We start from the raw sequence: 23,085 nt of genomic DNA, 5'->3' as shown, positions 1-23,085 counted from the left end.
AGACTTCTTGGCAATTACCTTGACTGGACTTTCACCAGTTAGTATAGTCCAGCTTAGCTGGACGCACGAGCATTTTTCCAGCGAGTAAACATGCAAGGGGTTTGGGCTTCGCCCATTATCCTTCTATACCTCAAGCAAGCACTCGCTTAGAATCATCAATTAGATTTATAGGATTTTTTTAATGTGACAAAGCATTGTTGCTTTGCTATTTATACATATCTACAATAAGCCCTGTGATATCATCTATAGTACTAGCTATATTTAGCTTTTCTCTTTCTTCATCCATTATTTGCTGTGTTAATTCTTCAAGCTTTTTATCAATAGTATCTACAGTAATAAAATACTGTGTCTGCCAAAAACTTATGTCTTTTTTTATTGAGTACATGTAACTTAAAACAGATTCAAGATATTCTTTTATGAGGTTTTTATATGCATTAACATCTGCAAAACATTTTGTTATTGCAAGTCTATTTCCTTTTTTCTTTATGTCCTCTTGCATTTGTTTAAGCTGTTGTTGTGATTTTTTTTGTTGTGCAAAATTAAAGCTTCGTGAAAAATCTTTTTTAGTAGTAATTGTTTTACTTTCTTTTTTAATACTTGTATTTCTACGTATACCTGAAATCTCCATAATCCCCCCCCTTTTTATGCTTTTGTGAAGATGTTCTAAGCAGCAACAACTCTAGAAACTATTATGGCAATTCCTATAAGAAAACCAGCTACTACTATAGCAACTGCCACATTTCCCTTTTCAAGTTCTTTATTAAAATCAGCAGGTATTATTTTATCAAAAATTAAATATCCTATAACCATTATGATTATTCCTACAAGTCCAAATGCAATGCTTAAACCTAAATCATCCAGAAGTTTCACTATACATACCTCCAATAATATTCTATATAAACTTTATAAATAATAAATATATTATATCATTTTATATCCCTAAAAATATATATAAAATTTAACTTAACAAAGCTTATGCTATTAAAACTAATGCAAAATTAACCTTTTTCAACTTAAAATTAAAAATATAGCAGTTGAAAGAAATAAAATTTTAAATTATAATTTTATACAACATATAGTATGTATTCATCAATATAATACTATATATTGTTTTTATTGGAGGTTTATATATGAATATTAATGACACGCTTTTTAAAAGATTTTATACTAAGGAACTTGAAAACAATAAGAATAAAAACGTCTATGATTTATTTGAGTGGAAAAAAGTAGATGTACTTATGAAAGATCAAAAAACTGGTAAAGTTTTAATTGATATGAGAAGTCTAGAATTTCCTGTGAATTACTCTCAAAATGCATGTGATATAATTGCTTCTAAATATTTTAGAAAAGCTGGAATCCCAAATGAATTTGGATATGAAAATAGCCTAAAAATGGTAGCTCATAGATTAGTAACTTTTTGGTGTGAATCACTAAAGGAAGAAAAAATTATTGAAAATGAGCATGATGAAAAAATTCTTTATGATGAATTAGTTTATGCCTTTTTAAATCAAATGTATGCTCCAAATTCACCACAATGGTTCAATACAGGCCTTTCTCTTGTATACGGTATAACTGGAAATCCTCAAGGTAATTTTTATTATGATCCTAATTTTAAAAAAGTTGTTCTAAGCAAAGATGCTTTTTCAAGAACTCAAGCTTCTGCTTGCTTTATAATCTCTATACAAGATAAGCTTCTTGGGGATCATTCTATATCTGAACAATATGTTACTGAAACTAAATTATTCAAAGGCGGTTCAGGAACTGGTACAAATTTTTCACCAATAAGAGCAAAGGGTGAAAAACTTTCCGGCGGCGGTGCTTCATCAGGCTTAATGAGTTTCTTAAAAGGACTTGATAAAAACGCAGGAGCAATAAAATCAGGAGGAACTACAAGGCGTGCAGCAAAAATGCTTTGTCTAAATGTTGATCATCCTGAAATTATGAATTATATAACCTGGAAAGCTAAAGAAGAAGATAAAGTTAAAGCTCTTGGGAAAATGGGATATGATGCCAGCTTTGAAGGTGAAGCTTATGAAACCGTATCAGGTCAAAATGGAAATAATTCTGTAATGTTTTCTAATGAATTCATGAAAAAAGTATGTAGTTTAGACAAAGAGCCAAATAGTGAAATTGAACTTAAAGGACGAGTAGATTCTTCTGTAAATAGATTTGAAAAAGTAAGCACTATATGGGAATCCTTCACCAAATCGGCTTGGAGATGTGCTGACCCTGCTCCTCTTTTTTCCGATAGACTAAATGCTTGGCATACATGCCCTTGCGGCGAAGATGGAGTTTTTAATGCTCCCTATAATAAAATTAATTCTACTAATCCATGTGGAGAATATGCATTTTTAGATGACACCTCCTGTAATCTGGCTTCAATAAACTTGTGCAAATTTTATGACGAAAAAAGCAAGATTTTTGATGTAGAAGGCTATAAACACATAATTGGACTTGTACAACTTGTTTTAGAAGCTTCTATTAACTGGGGTCATTTTCCAACCGAAGATGTAGCTAGAAGAACTTATATGTTTAGAGCAACTGGTCTTGGGGTATCAAATTTAGCTGCACTTTTAATGCTAATGGGTTACGCTTATGATTCTGATGAAGGAAGAACTATAGCTTCATCTATAATAGGTATACTTACAGGATACTCTTATTTTATTTCTTCGTTGATGGCAAAAAAAATTAGACCATTTGAAAAATATGATATAAATAAAAAATATATGTTAAAAGTAATTAGAAACCATGCACGAGCTGCTGGTGCTCTAGAGACACCTTTTGAAGATATTGACTATGAACCTATAAAAGTTAATCACCGAGTATTAAGACACGAAAAGCTTGAATATATTGGTGCTTGCCTTAAAGATGTGTGGAATTCCGCTATAAACTTCGGTGAAAAATTTGGATTTAGAAACGCTCAAGTTTCTGTATTAGCGCCAACAGGAACGATTTCTTTTGCAATGGACTGTGCTTCAACCTCTATAGAACCATTTTTTAGTCATGTTGTATATAAAAAATTATCTGGCGGCGGATACATGACCATAACAAATCCAATAATTAAAAAATCTCTTAAAAATCTTGGATACTCAGACAATGAAATAAAAGATATATCAAATTATATTCTCAGAAAAAAGACTGTACATGATAAAAGTGGATTTGAATATGAGATTATTGCTGACGGAAAAATAGAAGGAGCTCCTCATATAAAAGATAAGGATTTGCCAATCTTTGATACAGCAAATAAATGTGGAACAGGCAAAAGATACATTGCTCCAAAAGGTCATGTTTTAATGGTTGCCTCCATTGTACCTTTGATATCAGGTTCTATATCTAAAACTGTAAATCTTCCTAAAACCGCCTCTATCGACGATTTCAAAGATGTAATTTTAGAATCCTGGAAACTTGGTGTAAAAGGAATAACTCTCTATAGGGATTCTTCTAAAGAAAGTCAGCCTTTAAATACAAGCTTAGTTGAAAATAAAGATGCAAAATTAGAAGATATGTCTTACAAACAACTTATAGATAAAATTAAAACACTTGGAAAGCCATCTTTAAAATATGCTCAAAGAAAAAAACCATTAGGTATAAGATATGGTACTACTCACCCTGCACAAATTGAAGATGTGAAAATATACACTACAGTAAATAGAAATGAAAATGGTGAAATTTCTGAAATATATATAACAACAGATAGAGAAGGTACTATAATAATGGGACTTTTAAATTCACTTTCTAAATCAATATCAGTAATGCTGCAGTACCATGTACCACCTAAGGATATTTCGAAAATGCTGCGCGGACAAAAATATGAACCCTACGGCTTTGTTCAAAAACATCCTTATATAAAACATGCTACCTCAATTTCTGACCTTATAAGCAAAATAATAGATATAGAACTTAATGATTACTCAAGGTGTGAAGTTAAACCAGATAGCACTGAGATACCAAAATCAGATCTCAGTATTCAAAAACCACAAGGCGAAAGAATATACAATATGACCTGCCATAACTGTTCTTCAACTAGAATGGTTAGAAATGGCACCTGTTATGTATGCTTAGACTGTGGTTCAACAACAGGATGCAGTTAAAATAATGGTATCTCAAAACATTAAATAAAATTTAAAGCAGAGTAAAGAGTAGAGTGAAGATAGATTTACCTTTCGTTCACTCTACTCTCTACTCCCTACTCTGCTTTACAAATTCCAAATTGTCTATCTATAATTACAATTTGACCATAATATTTATACGCTTCCTCTTTTAATCTATTTATTTACGAACAAAATATAGTATAATAAAATAAAAAACGCAGGGGAGAAAAAATATATGAGCAATATAAAAGTAATCATCATGGATATAGATGGTACATTAACTAACAACGAAAAAGTAATCACACCAAAAACTAAAGCAGCTTTAATCGAGGCACAGAAAGCTGGTGCTATCCTAGTTTTAGCATCAGGAAGACCTACTTCTGGATTAATGGATTTTGCTAAGGAATTAAAAATGAATGAAAATCATGGTCTTCTAGTTTCTTTTAATGGTTCTAAAGTTACAGATTGTGAAACTAATAAAGTTCTATTTAATGAAACCATGAGCGTTGAACAAGGACAAGCAGTTCTTGAGCACATGAAGAAATTTGATGTTATACCTATGGTTGTGAAAGACGACTACATGTATGTCAATGATGTTTATAACAATATGATAGATTACAAAGGTAAACCTTTTAATATAATTAAATATGAAGGCCGTAATAATAAATTTAAATTATGTGAAAAGAATGATTTAGCCGCTTTTGCTGACTATCCATTAAATAAAATTTTAACTGCTGGAACTCCTGAATATCTGGAAGCTCATTACAAAAAAATGATGGAACCATTTAAAGATACTTTAAATTGTATGTTTACAGCAGATTTCTTTTTTGAATATACTGCTAAAGGGATTGATAAAGCCAAAGCATTAGATACTGTACTAATTCCTATGGGATATAAAAAGGAAGAAATGATTGCCTTTGGAGATGGCCACAATGATGCCTCAATGGTTAAATATGCTGGCATAGGTGTAGCTATGGCTAATGCTGTAGATGCTTTAAAAGAAGCAGCTGATGAAGTGACTTTATCTAATGAAGAAGATGGTATTGCTTATACTCTAAATAAATACTTTATAAATATTGCGAAGTAACTATAGTGAAAGGTTTTAACTCGCTCTGCTAGTTAAAAGACTAACTTTTTTACCTTCGGTAAAAAGTGAAGGGTTTTAACTTGTTTTGCTCGTTAAAAAGTAAACTTTTTCACTTACATGAAAAGTTAATGAGGATTTTCCTTCGCTTCTCTACAGAAAATCTTTAAATTAAATCAAAAATAATCATACAAAGGATTTGTTTAAATTAAAGTAAGCTATCTTTCTATAACAAAATATTAAACATTCTTTACATATAAATGGCAATAAATTTAAAAATTTTCCGTAGTAAAACGGAGGAAAATTATCCTTAACTTTTGGCTTTAGCCGAAAAGTTCACCTTTGACGTGCAAAGCATCGTCAAACCCTTCACTTTTCACATAAGTGAAAAAGTTAGCCTTTTAACGAGCAAGGCGAGTTAAAACCCTTAACTCAAATTACTTCGCAATATTTTTAAATTCTCTATTAAATAATATTATCGCTACAGTTCCAAAATCATATCATACCACCTAGCACCGCCATGCACTGATCTAGATATACCTTTATTTACATATCCAAATTTTGAATAATAGTGAATAAGTTTTTCCTTACACGTAAGAATAACACCTTTTCGTCCTGATCCTTTTGCTGCTTTTATCATGTAATTCATTAACTGTGCTGCAATTCCTTGATTACGATAATCCGGTATAACATCAAGTCCAAAAATCGTCTGATAAGCTCCATCTTTAACATGAAGTAAAGAATTTTCATATAATTCATCATAAATAGTAGCTTCATTAGTAATACATCCATTAATGAAGCCAATAATTTTTTTATCTTTTTCTGCAACAAAAAAACTCTCAGGAAATGTTTTTATACGCTTTTCAAAGGATTCTCTTGCAGCCGCTTCTGCTTCTGGAAAGCATATTTTCTCAATTTTTGCCACTTCATCTAAATCTTTAATTGATACTTGTCTAATTTTAATATTCATTCTTACGTATCCCCTTTATTTAAATCACTTTTTTAATATTATCACTTTATTTAAGTAATAATCAAGAAATACTTATACTAATTATATAATTTTCACAACAAATTCAGTTAAAAATTTAAATATCTATAAATGCCTTTAACTTGACTTATTTAAGGTTTAAGTAAATAATTGAACGTAGACTAAAAAGTACATAACTGAGATAGAGGTGCGAAACTTAATAGTAATATTATGGATGTAAGCTAGATGAAATAATATGAAAGGATTTTTCGCCGAAGTAAATAGATAATTGCTTTAGTACTATTTACTGGTTTTATGTAAAATATACATAAAACTGTCACAAATAATTTGTGGAGAGCTATTTTCAATGATAATATACGTTATTTCTTGTATTTGTTAAAAATATATAATTTTCGTATAAATGCCATGAATATGCCTTCATGGCATTTCTTATTTTTGAACTCTTTTTTATATTATCTTAGTTAATTACTTATAGAAATCTAAAACAACTTGGAGGACGAATATGAGCGAACAAAACAATGGATTAAAGAGAAGCTTAAAAGCTAGGCATTTAAATATGATAGCTTTAGGTGGTTCTATCGGTACAGGTATATTTCTTGCAATGGGCGATACTATACACCAAGCTGGTCCTGGAGGTGCACTTGCCGCTTATGGATTGATAGGTATAATGGTATATTTTTTAATTACAAGTTTAGGTGAGATGGCAACATATATGCCAATATCAGGATCATTTAGTACTTATGCTAATAAATTTATTGATCCAGCACTTGGATTTGCACTTGGCTGGAACTATTGGTATAACTGGGCAATAACCATAGCTGCTGAGATGGTTGCAGGCTCCCTAATAATGAAATATTGGTTTCCTAACGTTAAAGGCGTATTTTGGAGTATATTGTTCTTAATAATAATAGTAGGATTAAATATTTTATCATCAAAAGCATATGGTGAATCAGAATATTGGTTTGCTGGTATTAAAGTTGTTACAGTTATTATATTTTTAATAATTGGTGTTTTAATGATTTTGGGCATAATGGGTGGAAAACAAATTGGATTTCATAACTATTTTATAGCTGGTGGCCCATTTAATGGCGGATTCAAGTCATTATTTGCTATATTTTTAATTGCTGGTTTCTCATTTCAAGGAACAGAGCTTATAGGTGTTGCTGCTGGAGAAAGTGAAAATCCCGAAAAAACTATACCAAAGGCAATACGATCAATATTTTGGAGGATTTTAATATTTTATTTAGGCACAATAATAGTTTTAGGTGCTATAATACCTTTTACCGCTGCTGGAGTTAAAACAAGTCCTTTCACAATGGTATTTGAAAAGGCAGGTATAGCTGGAGCTGCTTCATTAATGAACGCAATAATATTAACTTCTGTATTATCTGCTGGTAATTCTGGCATGTATGCTTCAAGCAGGATGCTTTATTCAATGGCTAAAGAAGATATGGCTCCTAAAATATTTAAAAAAACTAATAATAGAGGTGTACCGGTAAATGCATTAATTGCAACTACAATAGTAGCGTCTCTCTGCTTTTTAACTGGAATATATGCTGAAAGTACAGTTTATGTTTGGTTAGTAGCAGCATCTGGTCTTGCTGGTTTCATAGCTTGGGTTGGCATTGCAGTATGTCATTATAGATTTAGAAAAGCATTTGTTCATCAAAATAAAGATTTAAAATCCTTAAAATACAAAGCTATATTATACCCATTTGGTCCTATACTTGCAATAGTAATGTGCATAATTATAATATTAGGTCAAGGATATTCATGCATCACAGCTAGTGGCATCGATTGGAAGGGACTAATTTCATCATATATAGGAATTCCTCTATTTCTTGCCTTATATATAGGTTATAAAAGAAAACATAATACTAAAGTTATTCCTTTAGATGATGTTGATTTAAATTTCTCCGAAGATACTAAAGGTAATTCTGAAGAAATGGATATAAATTTAAATACACAGGAATTTAATTAACTTAATTTTTAAATTTTTATATTAGACTCTTTATAAGCCATAAGAATAACAATCTACACTTGAAATAAAATCATATTAAATATTTGAGCGTAAATCATATTTTTTTAGAATTCTATGATTTACGCTCTTAAATTATCATATAAGAATGCTTTAATGTTCATTTTTAATACTGCTCCAAAAAAAATCAAAACTCTGATTTATAAATTCTTCATCTTCTCTTTTATCTTCATTAGAAATTAAATACTGAACATTTGCATTAAAAAGAGATAGAATTATCCAAAATAAATAATTTATATCAGCACTTTTAATAACTTTTTTCTTAACTCCTTCATTAAAAAATTCCATAAACACACCAATACCATCTTTACGATTAGTATATAATATATATGGTGAATTACTAAATTGCTGAATAAACATAAATTCATCAACATTACTAATACCCCAATTAATATAATTAATAAAAATTTTTCTCACTTTGTTTTTATAAGTCTTTTCTTCATCTATCCCCAACTTTATATAATTTAGAAGTGATTCTTTACATTTTAGATAAATACTGTTTATCAGCTCATTCTTTGTATTAAAATAATAAAATAATTGAACCCCAGCTTCTTTTGAAATTTTGGATGTTGGAGTTTTATCTAACCCATTTTCATTAAATAATTTAATAGCAGCTTTATATATTTTCTCTCTTTTATCCATATCAAATCACCCATGTCTCACAATTTCTAAAATACACTTAATTCACGCCCAACCCTCGCGTATGTTTCTATTCCTTACCATCTCATCTAAAAAGTAATAGTATTGAATGGACGATTTAAATAAAAGCCAATAAATCTTGGACTGTAAGTGTTAAAAGACTTAGAAATTTCAATTTGTCTGAGTGAAGCGAGTTATTGAAATTTCTTAGTATTTTAGCATTTACGATCTTAGATTTATGGCCTTTATTTAATGTCCCCAAATACTATTATTTTTTCTTATCCTTATTCTTAATCCTGTTAGGTTTAGCTTTTGGTCTTATAACTATATCACTTTTGCTTTTCTTTTTATCCATTGTTGATGCTGCTCCCCATCCCATAAGATCAAAGAACATGAAAAAGAATAAAATAAATAATGCCATGCATAAATAATATGGAAGCTCTTTCAAACCAAATTTATTGTAACTTATTTTAAGATTTGCTCCAATAATATTTGTTACAAAAAACATTATTATGCCAAGCGCCAAGATTATCCACTTATTAATCTTAATCTTAGGAAGCACATAAATTTTAATAACTAGATTATAAAATGTCATTACCACAAATACCATTACCAAAAGACTAAGAATAACTTTCCAAGAAAAACCCATTCTATTCCCCACCTTTACATTTTTTCAACTGTTTTTATTCCAAGCAAGTTTAATGCATTTTTTATTACAATAGAAGAAGCTTTTACAAGCATCATTCTAGCATTTTTAAGTCCAATATCCTCTGTGTTAATTATATTACATGAATTGTAAAATTTATTAAAGGCTTTGGCAACATCAATAGCATATCTAGTTACTATAAAAGGCTCTAATTTATCTATAGCATTTAGTATTGCTTCATTAAATCCTTGAAGTTTTTTTACAAGTTCAAATTCTTCCTCTGAATTTAATTTGCTATAATCCATTTCTGAAGATGACTCTTCAAATTTTCTTAATATACTCTTTGCTCTTGCATAAGTATATTGTACATATGGTCCAGTTTCGCCATCAAAACTAAGCATTTCATTCCAGTTGAACACAATATCTTTCTCTCTACTGTTTTTCAAATAAGTAAATATTATAGAACCTATTCCAACCTTTTTAGCTACTTCATCCTTGCCTTCAAGATTAGGATTTTTTTCATCTATTACTTCCTTCGCTTTTGAAATAGCTTTATTAAGTAAGTCTTCAAGAAAAATCACTTCCCCTTTTCTTGTTGATAATTTCCTATCTGCAAATTTAACAGTTCCAAAAGCAACATGAACACAATCCTTTGCCCATTCATGACCGGCAAGTTCAAGTGTTTTAAAAAATTGTTTGAAATGAAGTGACTGTTCCGATCCAACTACATAAATACTTTTATAAAAATCATAGGTTTTCTTTCTATATTCAGCTGCAGCAAGGTCTCTAGTCGCATATATACTTGCTCCATCCGCTTTTTGTATTATGCATGGTGGCATATTATATTCATCAAGCATAACTACCTTTGCTCCATTACTTTCAACTAAAAGTCCTTTTTCATTCATTTCTTTAATTATAGCATCCATTTTATCACTGTAAAAGCTTTCACCTTTATAGGAATCAAATTCTACTCCAAGTTCGTCATATACTTTTTTAAATTCCTTTAAACTTAAATCCCTAAACTTAGTCCAAAGCTCTACTTCTTCTTTTTCTCCATCTTCGAGCTTTTTAAAATACTCTCTTCCTTCATCTTCCAAGGATGAATCCTTTTCTGCCTCTTCATGGAATTTAACGTATATTCTAAGAAGTTCCTTTATTGGTTCTTTTTCTAATTGCTCTTCATTAACCCATCTTTTATAAGCACAAATTAATTTACCAAATTGAGTTCCCCAATCACCGAGATGATTTATTCTTATACAATTATAGCCTTCAAAGTCAAAAATTCTATACAATGAATTTCCTATAGATGTGCTAAATAAATGACCTACATGAAAAGGCTTTGCTATATTAGGAGAAGAATATTCAACAGTTACATTTTTTCCTTTTCCAAGGGTCGATGAACCATATTTTTCATTTTCTTTTAAAACATTTTCTATTGTATTCTTTGAGTATATTCCCTTATCTACAAAGAAATTTAAATATGGACCCAAGTTTTGAATCTTTTCAATACCTTCAATTTTAATATTTTTAGAAAGCTCTTCTGCTATCATATTAGGCGCTTTTCTCATAACTTTGGCAAATTGAAAACATGGAAGTGCAAAGTCACCCATTTCAGGTTTGGGAGGTATTTCTATAATCCTTTCTAAAGTTTCTAAATCCACATTTACATTTTCTTTTACTTTTTCTGCTATCAATTTTTTGTAATCCACTAAAATTCCTCCTTAAAATATCCTTACAAAAAAATAAAAAACATCAACTGCAAAATGCAGAGACGTTTATACGCGGTACCACTCTGATTGACCAATCCAATAAATATCAGTATATGAATTGGATTAATCCCCTCAAACCTTAACGCTGGCAACGCGGCTAACATCGAATAATATAATTATCCTTTGAAGCTTCTCCATGGCTCTATTTCACATTACAAAACTATGCTAATCTCACACCAACATTAGCTCGCTTTAAAAGTCTAATAAGCTACTTTCCATTTCATAGAAATTATATTATATTATCTACTATATCAGCAATCTTTATACTTTTCAATATAATAGTTACTAAAATTTAAACAAATTTATTTAAAAATCATGATATACTTTTAATATTAAAAGCTAATTTGCTATAACTTTACGGAGGTAACAAAATTGAAATCATTCTTATTAAAAATTCCTACTAAGTTAAGGTTTCTAAAAAACTTAGATATCTCTTTTATAATTAATGCAGTAATAATAGTGGCTTTTGGAATATTAAATATTTACACAAGCACATATTATTCAAACAGCTATTTTTTTGCAAAACGTCAAATTCTTTGGCTTATAGCAAGTCTTATATTATGCATTTTTCTTGTCTTTATAGATTACAAAACTATATTAAGATATTCAGAAATATTATATTGGCTTATGATAATTGTACTGATTGCTACACTAAAAGCTCCTGCTGTAAAAGGTGCTCATTCATGGCTCTTAGGGACAGAGCCTGCAGAATTCGCTAAAATAACACTTACTATAGCACTTGCTAGAAAAATAGAACTTATGGAGGGTAAAGTAAATAATTTCAAAAACTTTATAATACTATCTGTATACATTCTGATACCATTTTTTCTAATTTATAAGCAGCCAAATTTAGGAATGTCCATTGTTTGTTTATGCATAGGCTTAGGTATTCTCTTTATCTCTAATTTTAGCTTAAAAGCTATATTTGGTTTTATAATAGCAGCAATTCCAACATGTGCTGCTATATTGTACTGCGGTCTACTAAAACCATACCAACTAGCTAGAATAACTTCGCTTTTTTCTTCTGACGCTTCAGATTCCGATTCTCTATATCAAGTTACGCAGTCTTTAACTGCAATAGGCTCTGGCGGAACATTTGGGAAAGGCTTTCTTAAAAGCAATTTTGCAAGTAATGGATATATACCTGAAATCCATACAGACTTTATATTTGCTTCTGTTGGTGAAGAATGGGGACTAGTTGGTGCTATTTTCTTATTTACTCTATATTTCATTTTTCTATATAAAATAATAAAAGTAGCAAAGACCACTAAGGATATTAGCGGCAAACTCATTTGCATAGGTTTATTCTCATCTTTTATATTTTCTATATTTCAAAACGTAGGTATGACTATAAAAGTCACACCTGTTAGCGGAATTACGCTTCCTTTCATGAGCTACGGCGGAAGTTCTCTTCTGGCAAATTTTATAGCCTTGTCACTCATTTTAAATGTACAAGTTAGAAGAAGTACGTACCACTTCTAAAGGGTTTTACCTTTTGCATAGCGAAACCATTAGTCTTTTAAAAAACGAAGTGAAGTTAAACCCCTTCACTTCTTAGATTAGTTCTGAACATTTTTATTTAGTATTTTTAGAAAATACTATCTCTCCATTTATTATTGTATATTTTGCTTCTGTAAATACTTCCATTGGATTTCCTGTAAAAATCGCTATATCTGCATCTTTTCCTTCCTCTATGCTGCCTACCCTATTAGAAACACCGCAAATTTCAGCTGAATTTATAGTTATTGCTTTATAAGCTTCCTCGATGCCTAAACCATCTTTTGCTGCAAGTCCAGCACATATAGGAAGATATCCAACTGGTATTACCGGATGATCTGTCATAATAGCAACCTTAACTCCTGCTTTAGCAAGTATTCCTGGAGTCTTAAAGGTCTTGTTTTGAAGTTCTATCTTAGACCTTGAAGTAAGGCTTGGACCAACAATTGCAGGAAATTCGGATTTTTTTACATATTTGCTTATAAGGTGCCCTTCTGTACAATGATCAAGTGTCATCTTTATATTAAATTCCTTTGCTATTCTTATAGCTGTTAATATATCATCAGCTCTATGTGCATGAGCTTTAAGCGGAATTTTTCTCTCAAGCACAGGAATTAAAGCTTCAAGTTTAAAATCTTCTTCAAATAAATCTCCTTCTTTAAATGCTTTATTCTTTTTAGCCATATAAAATTTCGCTTTAGTTAAGGTTTCTCTTAATAGGGCAGCAGTTGCCATTCTAGTTACTGGCATCTTTCCTTTTTTTCCATAGAATCTCTTTGGATTTTCTCCAAATGCTACCTTCACTGCTGATGGTTCAAGTATAACCATATCATCTACACATGTACCTTTTGTCTTCATAAACACAAACTGTCCACCCATTACATTACCACTTCCAGGGCCAGTCATAACACCTGTAATCCCAGCTTTAACTGCATCATCAAAGGCAACATCCATGGGATTTATTCCATCTATAGCTCTAAGTTCTGGAACAACAGGATTTGAAGCTTCATTTATATCATCACCCTCAAAGCCCATATTTTCTTCAACAAGTCCAATATGACAATGAGCATCTATTATTCCAGGCATTACAATACATCCTTCAGCATCTATTACTTCCATATCAGATGTTTCTTCAATTTTATCAGAAACTTTTTTTATTTTGCCATTATCTATAAGCACACAACCTCTTTCATAATTTTCACCATTCATTGTAAGTATCTTACCATTTTTAATTAGTAACATAAAGTATCATCTCCATTTATTATTAAGTTTCGCCTTTAAACGACATATATTTAATAATATCACCCAACCAATAAAAAAGCATCAACAAAACACAATATTTTTTATTTATTTAACATAATGCTAAGAAATAAATTTATTTGAAATATTATTAATTTAATAATATAATAATAAATGTAATTATTTTATAGGGTTTTTCAAACCATATAAAAAGTTAACTTTTATTTACATAAGTCTAAGGAGGAAAAGTATGTCTAATTTTATATCAATAATAGGTGGAGCTCTTCAAATAACACTGCTTGATATAGTGTTAAGTGGTGATAATATAGGCGTCATAGCGCTTGCAACAAGAGATCTTCCCAAAAAACTTGCAAAAAAGGCTTCTGTAATAGGAGTAACAGCCGCTGTTCTTTTAAGGATAATTTTTGCATGTCTAGTAACTTATATACTCATGATTCAATGGCTTCCAATAAAACTTGTTGGCGGTCTGCTTTTAATAAAAATAACATGGGATTTTATAAAACCTGAAGAAAATACCGACAACAAAGTAGTACACAGTTCACAAAAATTATGGTCAGCAGTAACAAGCATAATTCTTGCTGATATTACAATGAGTTTAGATAATGTACTTGCCATAGCAGGAGCCGCAGCCGGAAATATATTTTTAATTATTTTTGGTCTTCTTTTAAATATACCAATAATATTTTTAGGAAGCCAATACGTAGCAAGGCTTATGCAAAAACACAAAATAGTTATTTATATAGGTGGAGCAATTCTCGCTCACACAGCTTTCTCTATGCTTTTAAATGATAATATTGTTAAATCAAGAGTACCTTATGCTTTAGTTCAATATTTTCCATATATAACTGCAATTATAGTATTTTTATATGGCATTTACATGGTTGTAAAATCTCCTAAAAATAATAACATTTCAGAAGAACATAAAGAATCTGCTGTAGATAAAACTAGAAACTAGACAAAATTTTACTTTATTTTTAAAGCTAAAAATTCTATAATTAAATAAAATATGTTTTTTCAAATATGCTTATACAAGTAACTACTCTACTTACACATTAAGGGAGGTATAATTATTGATGTCGCATAATAAAAAACTTTTATTTAGATCTTGTCTAGTTCTTTTAATAACTTTTGTATTTGTATCTTTGATTTATGTATCAAAACTTCATTTTTCCTCAAAAAACTCTGCTAAATCTGCATCTGCAAAAAAAGATAGTAATTCAAACATTGGTAAAATAAAATATCCATTTGTTAAGGATGGACAGAAAATTACATACTTAACTTTTGATGGTGGTCCTTCTTCAAATATAACTCCTCAAATACTTGATATATTAAAAAATCATAATGTAAAGGCAACATTTTTTGTAAATGGTAAAAGCTCTATTATTAATTCAGATATACTAATAAAAACCAAGCGTGATGGAAACCAAATCGCTTTAAGAAGTTTTGACACAAATTATAAAAATTTGTACATAAATCCTCAAGTTTACCTTCAGGATTTAAAAGAAAGTAACGATGTTATAAGTACTATACTTGGAGGTAATAACTTTCAGCAGCATCTTATAAGATTTCCTGGTGGCTCTAATGTGGTTAGCGCTAATTTTAGACAAGCCATTGCAAAATCAGGCTATAATTATGTAGATTGGAATGTAGATTCATATGATAGTTTAGAAACTTCTTCTTCTGGATACTCTAATATAGTAAATAAGATTAAAATATCATGTAAAAATAAAAATCATGTTGTAATCTTGATGCATGACGATTATAGATGCAAAGCTACTTTAAAGGCCTTGCCACAAATAATAGAATACCTATCAAAAGAAGGTTACACTTTTAAGATTTTATAAATAATATACGAGGTGATTTGTATGCAAAAAACAAAAATGATTTTTACAATTGGTCCTGCAAGCGATAATAGAGAAACTTTAACAGCCTTAATGAACATTGGAATGAATGCAGCAAGATTAAATTTTTCACATGGAACACATGAAAGTCACAAAAAAGTAATTGAGCTTATAAAGGAGTTAAGAAAAGATTTAAAAAAACATGTTGCTATTGTTATTGATATAAAGGGGCCTAAAATAAGAACTCATAATTTCAAAGGTGATTCTGCTGAAATTATAAAAGGAAATTCATTTACAATAATATGCGATAAAGAAATTCTAGGAGATTCAACAAAATGTTCTATTTCATATGAAGCTCTTTATAAAGAAGTGAAAAAAGGTGATACCATACTTGTTGATGATGGTTTACTTGGCTTTACAGTAAACTCTATAGAAGGCAAGTCTATTTTGTGTACTGCACAGGTAAATGGAACTATTTCAAATCATAAAGGTGTTAACGTGCCAAATGTTTCTATAGGTCTTCCAGCTGTCACTACAAAGGATGTTGATGATTTAAAATTTGCTTGTGAAATGAAAGCAGATATGGTAGCTGCATCTTTCATAAGAAAACCTGAAGATGTCATTGAAGTAAAAAATATTTTAAAAGAAAATGGCGGAGAAAATATAAAAGTAATACCTAAAATAGAAACTCAAGAAGGTGTAGACAATATAGATGCCATACTAAAAGAAGCGGATGGAATTATGGTTGCTAGAGGAGATATGGGCGTAGAAATCCCTATAGAAAATGTTCCTATAATTCAAAAAATGATAATAGATAAATGTAACAATGCTGGTAAAATAGTTATAACTGCTACACAAATGCTTGATTCTATGATTAGAAACCCTAGACCAACAAGAGCTGAGGCTTCAGATGTTGCTAATGCAATTTATGATGGTACAGATGCAGTAATGCTCAGCGGCGAAAGTGCAAGTGGTTCTTATCCTGTAGAAGCAGCAGCTACTATGTCAAAGATAGCTCAAAATGCCGAGAAACACATCAATTATAAAGAGGTTTTAAACAGACTTAGGGAAAGCTCACTTACTAATTTATCTAATGCAATAAGCCTTGCTACATGTACAACCGCAACAGAGCTAAATGCAGCAGCCATAATAACTGCAACTCAAAGCGGACTTACTGCTAGAATGGTTTCAAAATATAGACCAGGATGTCCTATTATAGCTGTTACACCACATGCAAAAGTTGCTCGAAGCTTAGCATTAAACTTTGGTGTTACAACTATATTATCTCCAAAAGTCACTTCCACAGATGAATTAATAGATACTTGTATCAAAAGAGCCCTTGAAGAAAATTTAGTAAAAAAAGGCGATGTAGTTGTAATAGCCGCAGGAATACCTATAATAAAATCTGGTTCAACAAATATGTTAAAAGTTCAAGTAATCTAAAAATCAACACTTATTTAAAATAAATCTAAAAATAAAAAAAGATTCATAAGTAAGCAATCTTTGCTTATGAATCTTTTTTTTCAATACTGTGAATTATATCCTTAACTAGCCTTTCTCTTTCAACAACGTTCTTGTTACCATTTTCTTTTTCATTGGATAAAAAATTTCTGTAACACCATAAACTCATCTTTATTGCCCATAACTCTTGGTCATCACAAATTATAATGTTTTCTTTCAAAATTACCACTCCCTTAAAGGAGTATTATCATTTATAACGTTTTTTAAACCTACTTGCTTAAGTTTTCTCTAATAGTGTCATTATATTTTTTGTGATCATTTTTTGAATTAGCATATGTAGCCTGTGCCTTCATACTATTTGCTTCTATTGGTTCAGGCTTTGTTGTTTTTTTTGAAAATTCTTTAGTTGATTTTTTTCCAGTAGTATGTGACAAAACAATCATCTCCTTACAAATTATATTTGCCCCTTACTTGAAATTTTATTCTTAATTTTGTATAATGAGAGTTAATGTTGTTTTAAGATAATTGCCAAAAAAATTATCTTTCACAGCCTTTAACCTGTAATATGAGGAGGATATATTTATGGAAAAGACCATAGGTGATTTTTTATTTAAGGGTAAAAGTGATTCAATAAATGTATATAAAAATGGAGAACTTATAAAATCTCAAACAATTAATGGAATTTTATTTAAGGAAGAGTTTGAAAAAATTACTGAAAAATTAGCAAAAAGTCTAAAAGAAAAGGAAATATAAAAGGACTGCATCACAGTCCTTTTATATTTCACTTTTATAACAAAGTCGTCTTAAGACTTATAAAAATTTTAGATTAAGTTATCAAGTTCGTTCCACGACTCATCATAATTATCATCTAGCATATAATCATAGTATAATTTACCGCCCATGATTCTTTTCACTATATCCTTTTTCTTATACCCTTCTTTATACAGTTTAAAGTCCCTTGTTATAAGCTTTGCCTGTCTTTTATTAATATGCAGAAGTTCCATAAAATCCTTTAACTTATAATAATCGTCAACTAAAATGCTTTCAACTTTCTTTTGCATTTCAATCTTATATTTTAAATCTATTTTTCTGTTTTTATGAGGCCCATTAACACCTCTATGATGCTCAGCGCACAAATATACATAATTAAGAGGGAAATCTAATCCACCCTGGCTTTTATAAACTATATGATGTCTTTCTCCTTCTTTATCGCATACCGCACATTTTTCTCCTTGCAATAGACCACTTCCTAAAAGCAAATTTTATAATTATATTTTACAACAAATAAATTATAATTTAAAGTTTTGCAGAATAAAAATAGCCATTATCATCTAAATTCTTAATAAGCAGAATACTATTGTTTCTTATAATCATAGCTTTGCAGAATTCCTTATATTTCTCATTATATGTCTCCTAGTTACATTATATGCAATAAAAAGCCATTTTATCTTTTGGGGTAATATTATCATTAGTTTTAAAATAAAGTATGTTTTTTATTATTATAGTGCAATTTTTTACTATATACAAGATTTCTATTAATCTACAATAACGAATAAGGAGGTCTTAATATTATGGTTTGTGAAAAAAAATGTGTTATTGTAGTTGATAAAAACTTACCTTTGGGTCTTATAGCAAATACAGCTGCTATTTTAGGTTGTCTATTCCTAGCATTGTAGGAGATGATATTATTGATAGCGATAGCTTTATGCATAAGGGCGTAATAAACACTCCCTTGCCAATTCTTTCATCAACAAAAGATGAAATTAAAAAGCTCTATAAAAAAATAAATGAAAAGCACAGTGAGGATATTAGTGTAATAGATTTTAATGACATCGCTCAAAAATGTAAAAATTATGATGACTATACAGAAAAGCTATCATGTTTCAAAACTTCAGAATTAAATTACCTAGGAATATGTTTATATGGAAACCAAAAATCAGTTAATAGTTTGACAGGAAGCATGCCAACATTAAAATAATCACTGTTATAAAACAATGCTAAGCAACCATTTTGTTGCTTAGCATTGTTTTATAACATTTCCTTAATTTTTTTCCCAAACTTCAAAATATTCGTTATCCTATCATTTTCGTTTATAAAAACCCCTCCTATTATTAATATTCCTCCTACTATCATTAATGCATTGACTCTTTCATGCAAAACTATAATAGATGAAATTATTGTAATCATAGGAACAAAATATATATAATTTGCAGTTTTTACTGAACCAATTATAATTATTGCCTTATTCCACATTATAAAGCATAATATAGAAGCAAAAATTGAAAGATATAATATATTAAGCAGCATTTTTATACTTAAACTAGCTATCTTAAATAACGATATATCTGAAAAGCATAATGCAGGAAGCATAGTTAATACTCCATAAAAGAACATTTTTCTTACAACAAATATTTGGCTATACTTTTTGTTTACACTTTTAACAAGTATTGAATATATAGAAAACGATATCGCCAATATCATTGCTATATTACGTGGATAATTATAAATGATTTGCATAAATATTTATTGTAAAAAATTGCAGTTAACTTCTATATTCCATTGGGGTTACTCCAGTATATTCTTTAAAGTATTTAGTAAAATGACTTTGATCATAAAACCCACTTTCAATAGCCACATAAGCAAAATCTTCATTCGATCTAATAATTTTTTTAGCATAATTAATTCTAAGATTCATTATATATTTATGTGGAGATAATCCATACTGTTTTTCAAACTGTCTTATAAGTGAATATTTACTCACATTATTTATTTTTGTAAGATCATCTAATGTTATGTTATTTAAGTAATTATCATCTATATATTCCTTTACTTCTTTCAAGCTAAAATTTTTTAAAACACTTGCATTTTCCACATTTATGACTGGGTAAATGTACTTTAAAAACATGGATTCCTTCTCTATATCTATGCTGCAACCTTCAAAATCATCTATAAATTTTGTAATATTTTTAAACGCTGATTCATTTAATTTCATGTATGAGAATCTTAAATCACTACCCTTTTTATTAAATGCTGTTTTAAATAAATTTTCATTTATGTAAATCATCTTAAAACTCCATTTTTTATAATTATGTGGAGTACATTTATGAACCATCTTTGCTGGAATTATAAGAATAGTATTTGATGCTATTTCATAGCTCTTATTATCAATTTTAGAGGTAGATGTCCCATTTTCAACAAAACCAATAGAAATTTCATTGTGAAAATGTGATTTATATGCATGTACCCTATTTTCACATCTTTTTATCTCAATTTTTTCGTTCATCAAATATCTTATTCCACTCATATTTAAGGCTCCCAAAAATAATTTATTTACATATTTAATTCATTTACTAACTCATTATAATTTTTTTCCGCCAAATTAACCTTACCTTTAAAATCATTCATATCACTTTTAAAGTTTTCACTGCTTTTTTCCAAATTATCTAAAGCTTTTAAAATAGCTTTTTTAAGCATTGGAATTACTTGTATTATTTTTTTTATTCCATAGACATACTCATCGTCATACAATCTAAAGCATTGGAATAAACCTGAAGTAAACCTACCCTCTGAAAATATAAAGATGTATCTGTCTGCCATTTCGTCAGATAAATCAACCTCAATTTTATGCCTGTATAATCTAAAAATGACACCATTATTTTCAATAAATACTGGAAATATTGTAGAGAAAAGAAATGCCACTTCGTCATTTGAACCATCCATTAAACCAATATGTGAAAAATCCATAACATTCATCTTATGTGTTATATCCTCTGTAAAAATAGAGTCATGTATTTGATTTCCAAGTTTTATTCTAAGTTTTTGTTCTTTCTCAGTAAGCAATCTATTATCAATTGTGCTAAATAAGTTTTCAAAATGTTTTCCTATTGTTGATATTTGCTGTGACATTGTATTCCTTCTTTCTATAAATCATTATATAAACTTTTCAATTTTTTATAATTGTAAAAATTACGCTTATGATAAATGTTATAACTGATAATATAACAGCTATAAGTAGAAAACTTGTTATAAAAATATTATACCTCTCTATACTAAGTTTAGATATATCATTAAATATTCCTAAAATATTAAGCACAAATAATATGATAAATATAATAGCAAGTCCCCTTGAAGCTCCTTTTATGTCTGCACTGCTTAAAGATATATGAGACGATATGCATATAGCTAAAAATATAAATACATAAAAATACGGATTCTTTAAATTAGTAGTTGAAAATATAGTCTTTATTAATCCTAAATATGAATTTATAATTTCTTTAAATATTTCACTATTTAGTGTAGTCATATGAAAATTTACTATTATTATCTGAATAAACTTATTATAAGCATCTTTTATTAAAAATCGCATTAAAATAATTATAGATATAATACCTCCAAAAATAGGAGCAATTCCTATAAAAAAATTTCCCACTTCTTCATAAATACTTCTCGGATTATATGAATGATTTACATATCCAAGAACACCCCTTGAATCTGGCCTTTGAAGCAGCTTTATATCATTTATACGATGTCTAAATACAAGTGCAACAATTGCATGACTTAGTTCGTGTATTGGAACTCCAATAAAGGCTGTTACCATGACAGCTTTCATTCCAAAGCTTCTTTGAAAATTCTTAATTGAGCTGTTTCTAAGTATCCCAAGCAAAAAGCCAATTAAAATAATGACCCCTGTTAAATATACTGTTTCTATTACAGTTCTAATTAATACATCAATAAATAAGTTCATACCTCAAATTAATTCCTTTCTTTGTTAATTTATAAGCTTGTATGTTTTTTTATTATATCACATTATTAAAATTTACGTTATTTATAGCACTTCATAAAAAAATAGAGTGTACTATTTACAATACACTCTATCAATACAATATTTTACATTATTTCGTCGCAACATCCCAAGGAGTTATGAGTCCTAAAATTTTTTCTTTAACCTTCCCTGTTTGAGTAATAAAAATCAATGAAAGCCGCTTTTTTCCACTAAACTTTTTTTGAAAAATCTCTTCAATTTCTAATATTAATGTATCCTTGCTTACAAAAGAAAAAAATTCACTAACATGTTTATCAAGTGGAATAAATTCTTTAAATGCCTCTATTTTAGTATCTCTATTAATTGGCACTCCCTCATTAGCTACCATATATGAAAATACTGTACTTTCACTAAACACCCCAATTATAAAGTCATTCTCAATTACAGGAACATGAGTATAATTATTCTCCCTCATAACATTCATAACATCAAACGCAAATTCATCTGTGGTTACTGAATATATACTTTTACCCCTAACCGCAATAGTATCTAGCGCAACAGGAGGATTAAGCACCCTATCTCTTATTTCTTTATATTTATCTACAATCTTATCATGTGGTTCTGCAATAGGATCTATTTCTCTATTATAAGGATTGTGAATTATTGAATTTCTAAGCTTTGCAAACAACATTAAATCATCCTTATTTTTTGCAAACACTTTATTTTTTTTAGACATTCTCTTTACTAAATCAGTATGTCCTATTCTATCATCTTCATCAAGGTATTCCCTCATATACCTATCTAACTCATTGTATATTACAATAAATTTTTCTGCATTTGATTTAATACTGTAATTTACATTACCCATGTTACATATTTAGCGAGAAAGTGTCTTATATTAGCTAAAAACACACACTTCACTAAATACTCACCTCCTAGTATAATAATGATATAGCCACTAAGGGCTATTCTTTTCTTCATAAATTTCTAAACTGAGTAACGGAAGAAG

General features: G+C 29.3%; 25 protein-coding genes, 1 riboswitch and 1 other annotated feature. Of the genes, 10 read left to right on the top strand and 15 right to left on the bottom strand.

All coding sequences use genetic code 11. The features are described 5' to 3' along the window. Positions 1-205: 205 nt before the first annotated feature. Together LQK79_RS18450 and LQK79_RS18445 are read right to left on the bottom strand one after the other, a co-directional pair. A complete protein-coding gene (locus tag LQK79_RS18450) occupies positions 206-628 on the bottom strand; it encodes a YaaR family protein (protein ID WP_231017451.1) in 423 nt (140 codons plus the stop codon). A 35-nt stretch (positions 629-663) separates the two neighbouring features. Next, positions 664-873, bottom strand: a complete 210-nt coding sequence (locus LQK79_RS18445) for a DUF350 domain-containing protein (RefSeq protein WP_231017452.1) — start codon at positions 871-873, stop codon at positions 664-666. Positions 874-1,130: 257 nt separating this feature from the next. On the opposite strand from LQK79_RS18445, the gene LQK79_RS18440 reads away from it, so the two are divergent. Continuing rightward, positions 1,131-4,091 carry a vitamin B12-dependent ribonucleotide reductase gene (locus LQK79_RS18440; protein WP_231017450.1) on the top strand — a complete coding sequence of 987 codons (2,961 nt, stop codon included), beginning with the start codon at positions 1,131-1,133 and terminating at the stop codon, positions 4,089-4,091. Between the two features lie 235 nt (positions 4,092-4,326). Continuing rightward, complete coding sequence (locus LQK79_RS18435) at positions 4,327-5,178, top strand: Cof-type HAD-IIB family hydrolase (RefSeq protein WP_231017449.1); 852 nt, start codon at positions 4,327-4,329, stop codon at positions 5,176-5,178. A gap of 478 nt (positions 5,179-5,656) precedes the next feature. Here LQK79_RS18435 and LQK79_RS18430 read toward each other — a convergent pair whose 3' ends face one another. Then, positions 5,657-6,145 (bottom strand): GNAT family N-acetyltransferase, encoded by a 489-nt coding sequence (locus tag LQK79_RS18430; protein ID WP_231017448.1) that lies wholly within the window; start codon positions 6,143-6,145, stop codon positions 5,657-5,659. Between the two features lie 192 nt (positions 6,146-6,337). Continuing rightward, a riboswitch (Lysine riboswitch) is annotated at positions 6,338-6,511 on the top strand. Between the two features lie 154 nt (positions 6,512-6,665). Between LQK79_RS18430 and LQK79_RS18425 the strand changes: the two genes are divergently transcribed. Next, complete coding sequence (locus tag LQK79_RS18425) at positions 6,666-8,144, top strand: amino acid permease (protein ID WP_231017447.1); 1,479 nt, start codon at positions 6,666-6,668, stop codon at positions 8,142-8,144. Between the two features lie 150 nt (positions 8,145-8,294). Here LQK79_RS18425 and LQK79_RS18420 read toward each other — a convergent pair whose 3' ends face one another. The 3 genes from LQK79_RS18420 to argS all read right to left on the bottom strand — a co-directional run bounded on the left by LQK79_RS18420 (position 8,295) and on the right by argS (position 11,195). Continuing rightward, complete coding sequence (locus LQK79_RS18420; RefSeq protein WP_231017446.1) at positions 8,295-8,843, bottom strand: TetR/AcrR family transcriptional regulator; 549 nt, start codon at positions 8,841-8,843, stop codon at positions 8,295-8,297. Between the two features lie 265 nt (positions 8,844-9,108). Beyond that, positions 9,109-9,489, bottom strand: coding sequence for a hypothetical protein (locus tag LQK79_RS18415; protein ID WP_231017445.1), 381 nt, complete (start codon positions 9,487-9,489; stop codon positions 9,109-9,111). 14 nt (positions 9,490-9,503) lie between these two features. After that, positions 9,504-11,195 (bottom strand): arginine--tRNA ligase, encoded by a 1,692-nt coding sequence (argS, locus tag LQK79_RS18410; RefSeq protein ID WP_231017444.1) that lies wholly within the window; start codon positions 11,193-11,195, stop codon positions 9,504-9,506. Positions 11,196-11,250: 55 nt separating this feature from the next. Further along, positions 11,251-11,488: a binding site (T-box leader), on the bottom strand. A gap of 139 nt (positions 11,489-11,627) precedes the next feature. Here argS and LQK79_RS18405 point away from each other — a divergent pair. Beyond that, complete coding sequence (locus LQK79_RS18405; protein ID WP_231017443.1) at positions 11,628-12,737, top strand: FtsW/RodA/SpoVE family cell cycle protein; 1,110 nt, start codon at positions 11,628-11,630, stop codon at positions 12,735-12,737. A 93-nt stretch (positions 12,738-12,830) separates the two neighbouring features. Here LQK79_RS18405 and LQK79_RS18400 read toward each other — a convergent pair whose 3' ends face one another. Continuing rightward, positions 12,831-13,994: an amidohydrolase gene (locus LQK79_RS18400; RefSeq protein WP_231017442.1), complete on the bottom strand. Its 1,164-nt coding sequence runs from the start codon at positions 13,992-13,994 to the stop codon at positions 12,831-12,833. 247 nt (positions 13,995-14,241) lie between these two features. Here LQK79_RS18400 and LQK79_RS18395 point away from each other — a divergent pair, with 247 nt between their 5' ends. The 3 genes from LQK79_RS18395 (at position 14,242) to pyk (ending at position 17,296) form a co-directional block, all read left to right on the top strand. Further along, positions 14,242-14,967, top strand: coding sequence for a TerC family protein (locus LQK79_RS18395; protein ID WP_053243182.1), 726 nt, complete (start codon positions 14,242-14,244; stop codon positions 14,965-14,967). 118 nt (positions 14,968-15,085) lie between these two features. Next, on the top strand, positions 15,086-15,856 hold the full coding sequence (locus LQK79_RS18390; RefSeq protein WP_231017441.1) for a polysaccharide deacetylase family protein: 771 nt from the start codon (positions 15,086-15,088) through the stop codon (positions 15,854-15,856). A 21-nt stretch (positions 15,857-15,877) separates the two neighbouring features. After that, entirely contained in the window at positions 15,878-17,296 is a 1,419-nt protein-coding gene (gene pyk / locus LQK79_RS18385; protein WP_231017440.1) for a pyruvate kinase, read from the top strand. Between the two features lie 64 nt (positions 17,297-17,360). Here the strand turns inward: pyk and LQK79_RS18380 are convergent, their stop codons facing one another. Together LQK79_RS18380 and LQK79_RS18375 are read right to left on the bottom strand one after the other, a co-directional pair. Continuing rightward, complete coding sequence (locus LQK79_RS18380; RefSeq protein ID WP_157055796.1) at positions 17,361-17,534, bottom strand: hypothetical protein; 174 nt, start codon at positions 17,532-17,534, stop codon at positions 17,361-17,363. Positions 17,535-17,583: 49 nt separating this feature from the next. Further along, on the bottom strand, positions 17,584-17,748 hold the full coding sequence (locus tag LQK79_RS18375; RefSeq protein ID WP_231017439.1) for a hypothetical protein: 165 nt from the start codon (positions 17,746-17,748) through the stop codon (positions 17,584-17,586). A 148-nt stretch (positions 17,749-17,896) separates the two neighbouring features. On the opposite strand from LQK79_RS18375, the gene LQK79_RS18370 reads away from it, so the two are divergent. Continuing rightward, positions 17,897-18,067, top strand: coding sequence for a hypothetical protein (locus LQK79_RS18370; protein ID WP_198150071.1), 171 nt, complete (start codon positions 17,897-17,899; stop codon positions 18,065-18,067). Positions 18,068-18,135: 68 nt separating this feature from the next. Here the strand turns inward: LQK79_RS18370 and LQK79_RS18365 are convergent, their stop codons facing one another. Next, the gene (locus tag LQK79_RS18365) at positions 18,136-18,552 is read right to left on the bottom strand and encodes an HNH endonuclease (protein ID WP_053243184.1); all 417 of its coding nucleotides are present in this window, start codon (positions 18,550-18,552) and stop codon (positions 18,136-18,138) included. A 333-nt stretch (positions 18,553-18,885) separates the two neighbouring features. Here LQK79_RS18365 and LQK79_RS20975 point away from each other — a divergent pair, with 333 nt between their 5' ends. Both LQK79_RS20975 and LQK79_RS18360 read left to right on the top strand, forming a co-directional pair. Next, positions 18,886-18,990 (top strand): DUF2000 family protein, encoded by a 105-nt coding sequence (locus tag LQK79_RS20975; protein ID WP_269144204.1) that lies wholly within the window; start codon positions 18,886-18,888, stop codon positions 18,988-18,990. Then, the gene (locus LQK79_RS18360; RefSeq protein WP_269144203.1) at positions 18,969-19,292 is read left to right on the top strand and encodes a DUF2000 domain-containing protein; all 324 of its coding nucleotides are present in this window, start codon (positions 18,969-18,971) and stop codon (positions 19,290-19,292) included. Before LQK79_RS20975 ends, LQK79_RS18360 begins: the two co-directional genes overlap by 22 nt. A gap of 50 nt (positions 19,293-19,342) precedes the next feature. Here LQK79_RS18360 and LQK79_RS18355 read toward each other — a convergent pair whose 3' ends face one another. The 5 genes from LQK79_RS18355 to LQK79_RS18335 all read right to left on the bottom strand — a co-directional run bounded on the left by LQK79_RS18355 (position 19,343) and on the right by LQK79_RS18335 (position 22,944). Further along, positions 19,343-19,831, bottom strand: coding sequence for an EamA family transporter (locus LQK79_RS18355; RefSeq protein WP_231017438.1), 489 nt, complete (start codon positions 19,829-19,831; stop codon positions 19,343-19,345). 25 nt (positions 19,832-19,856) lie between these two features. Beyond that, positions 19,857-20,618: an AraC family transcriptional regulator gene (locus LQK79_RS18350; protein ID WP_231017437.1), complete on the bottom strand. Its 762-nt coding sequence runs from the start codon at positions 20,616-20,618 to the stop codon at positions 19,857-19,859. 26 nt (positions 20,619-20,644) lie between these two features. Next, positions 20,645-21,220: a hypothetical protein gene (locus LQK79_RS18345; RefSeq protein WP_053243188.1), complete on the bottom strand. Its 576-nt coding sequence runs from the start codon at positions 21,218-21,220 to the stop codon at positions 20,645-20,647. A gap of 37 nt (positions 21,221-21,257) precedes the next feature. Then, a complete protein-coding gene (locus LQK79_RS18340) occupies positions 21,258-22,058 on the bottom strand; it encodes a hypothetical protein (RefSeq protein WP_231017436.1) in 801 nt (266 codons plus the stop codon). Between the two features lie 148 nt (positions 22,059-22,206). Further along, on the bottom strand, positions 22,207-22,944 hold the full coding sequence (locus LQK79_RS18335) for a CBS domain-containing protein (protein ID WP_231017435.1): 738 nt from the start codon (positions 22,942-22,944) through the stop codon (positions 22,207-22,209). Positions 22,945-23,085 lie beyond the last annotated feature (141 nt).

Source organism: Clostridium guangxiense (assembly GCF_021043395.1).
Classification (GTDB): Bacteria; Bacillota; Clostridia; order Clostridiales; family Clostridiaceae; genus Clostridium_S; species Clostridium_S guangxiense.
Note: the sequence above shows the minus strand (reverse complement) of the source record. Positions and strands in the feature narration are given on the sequence as shown.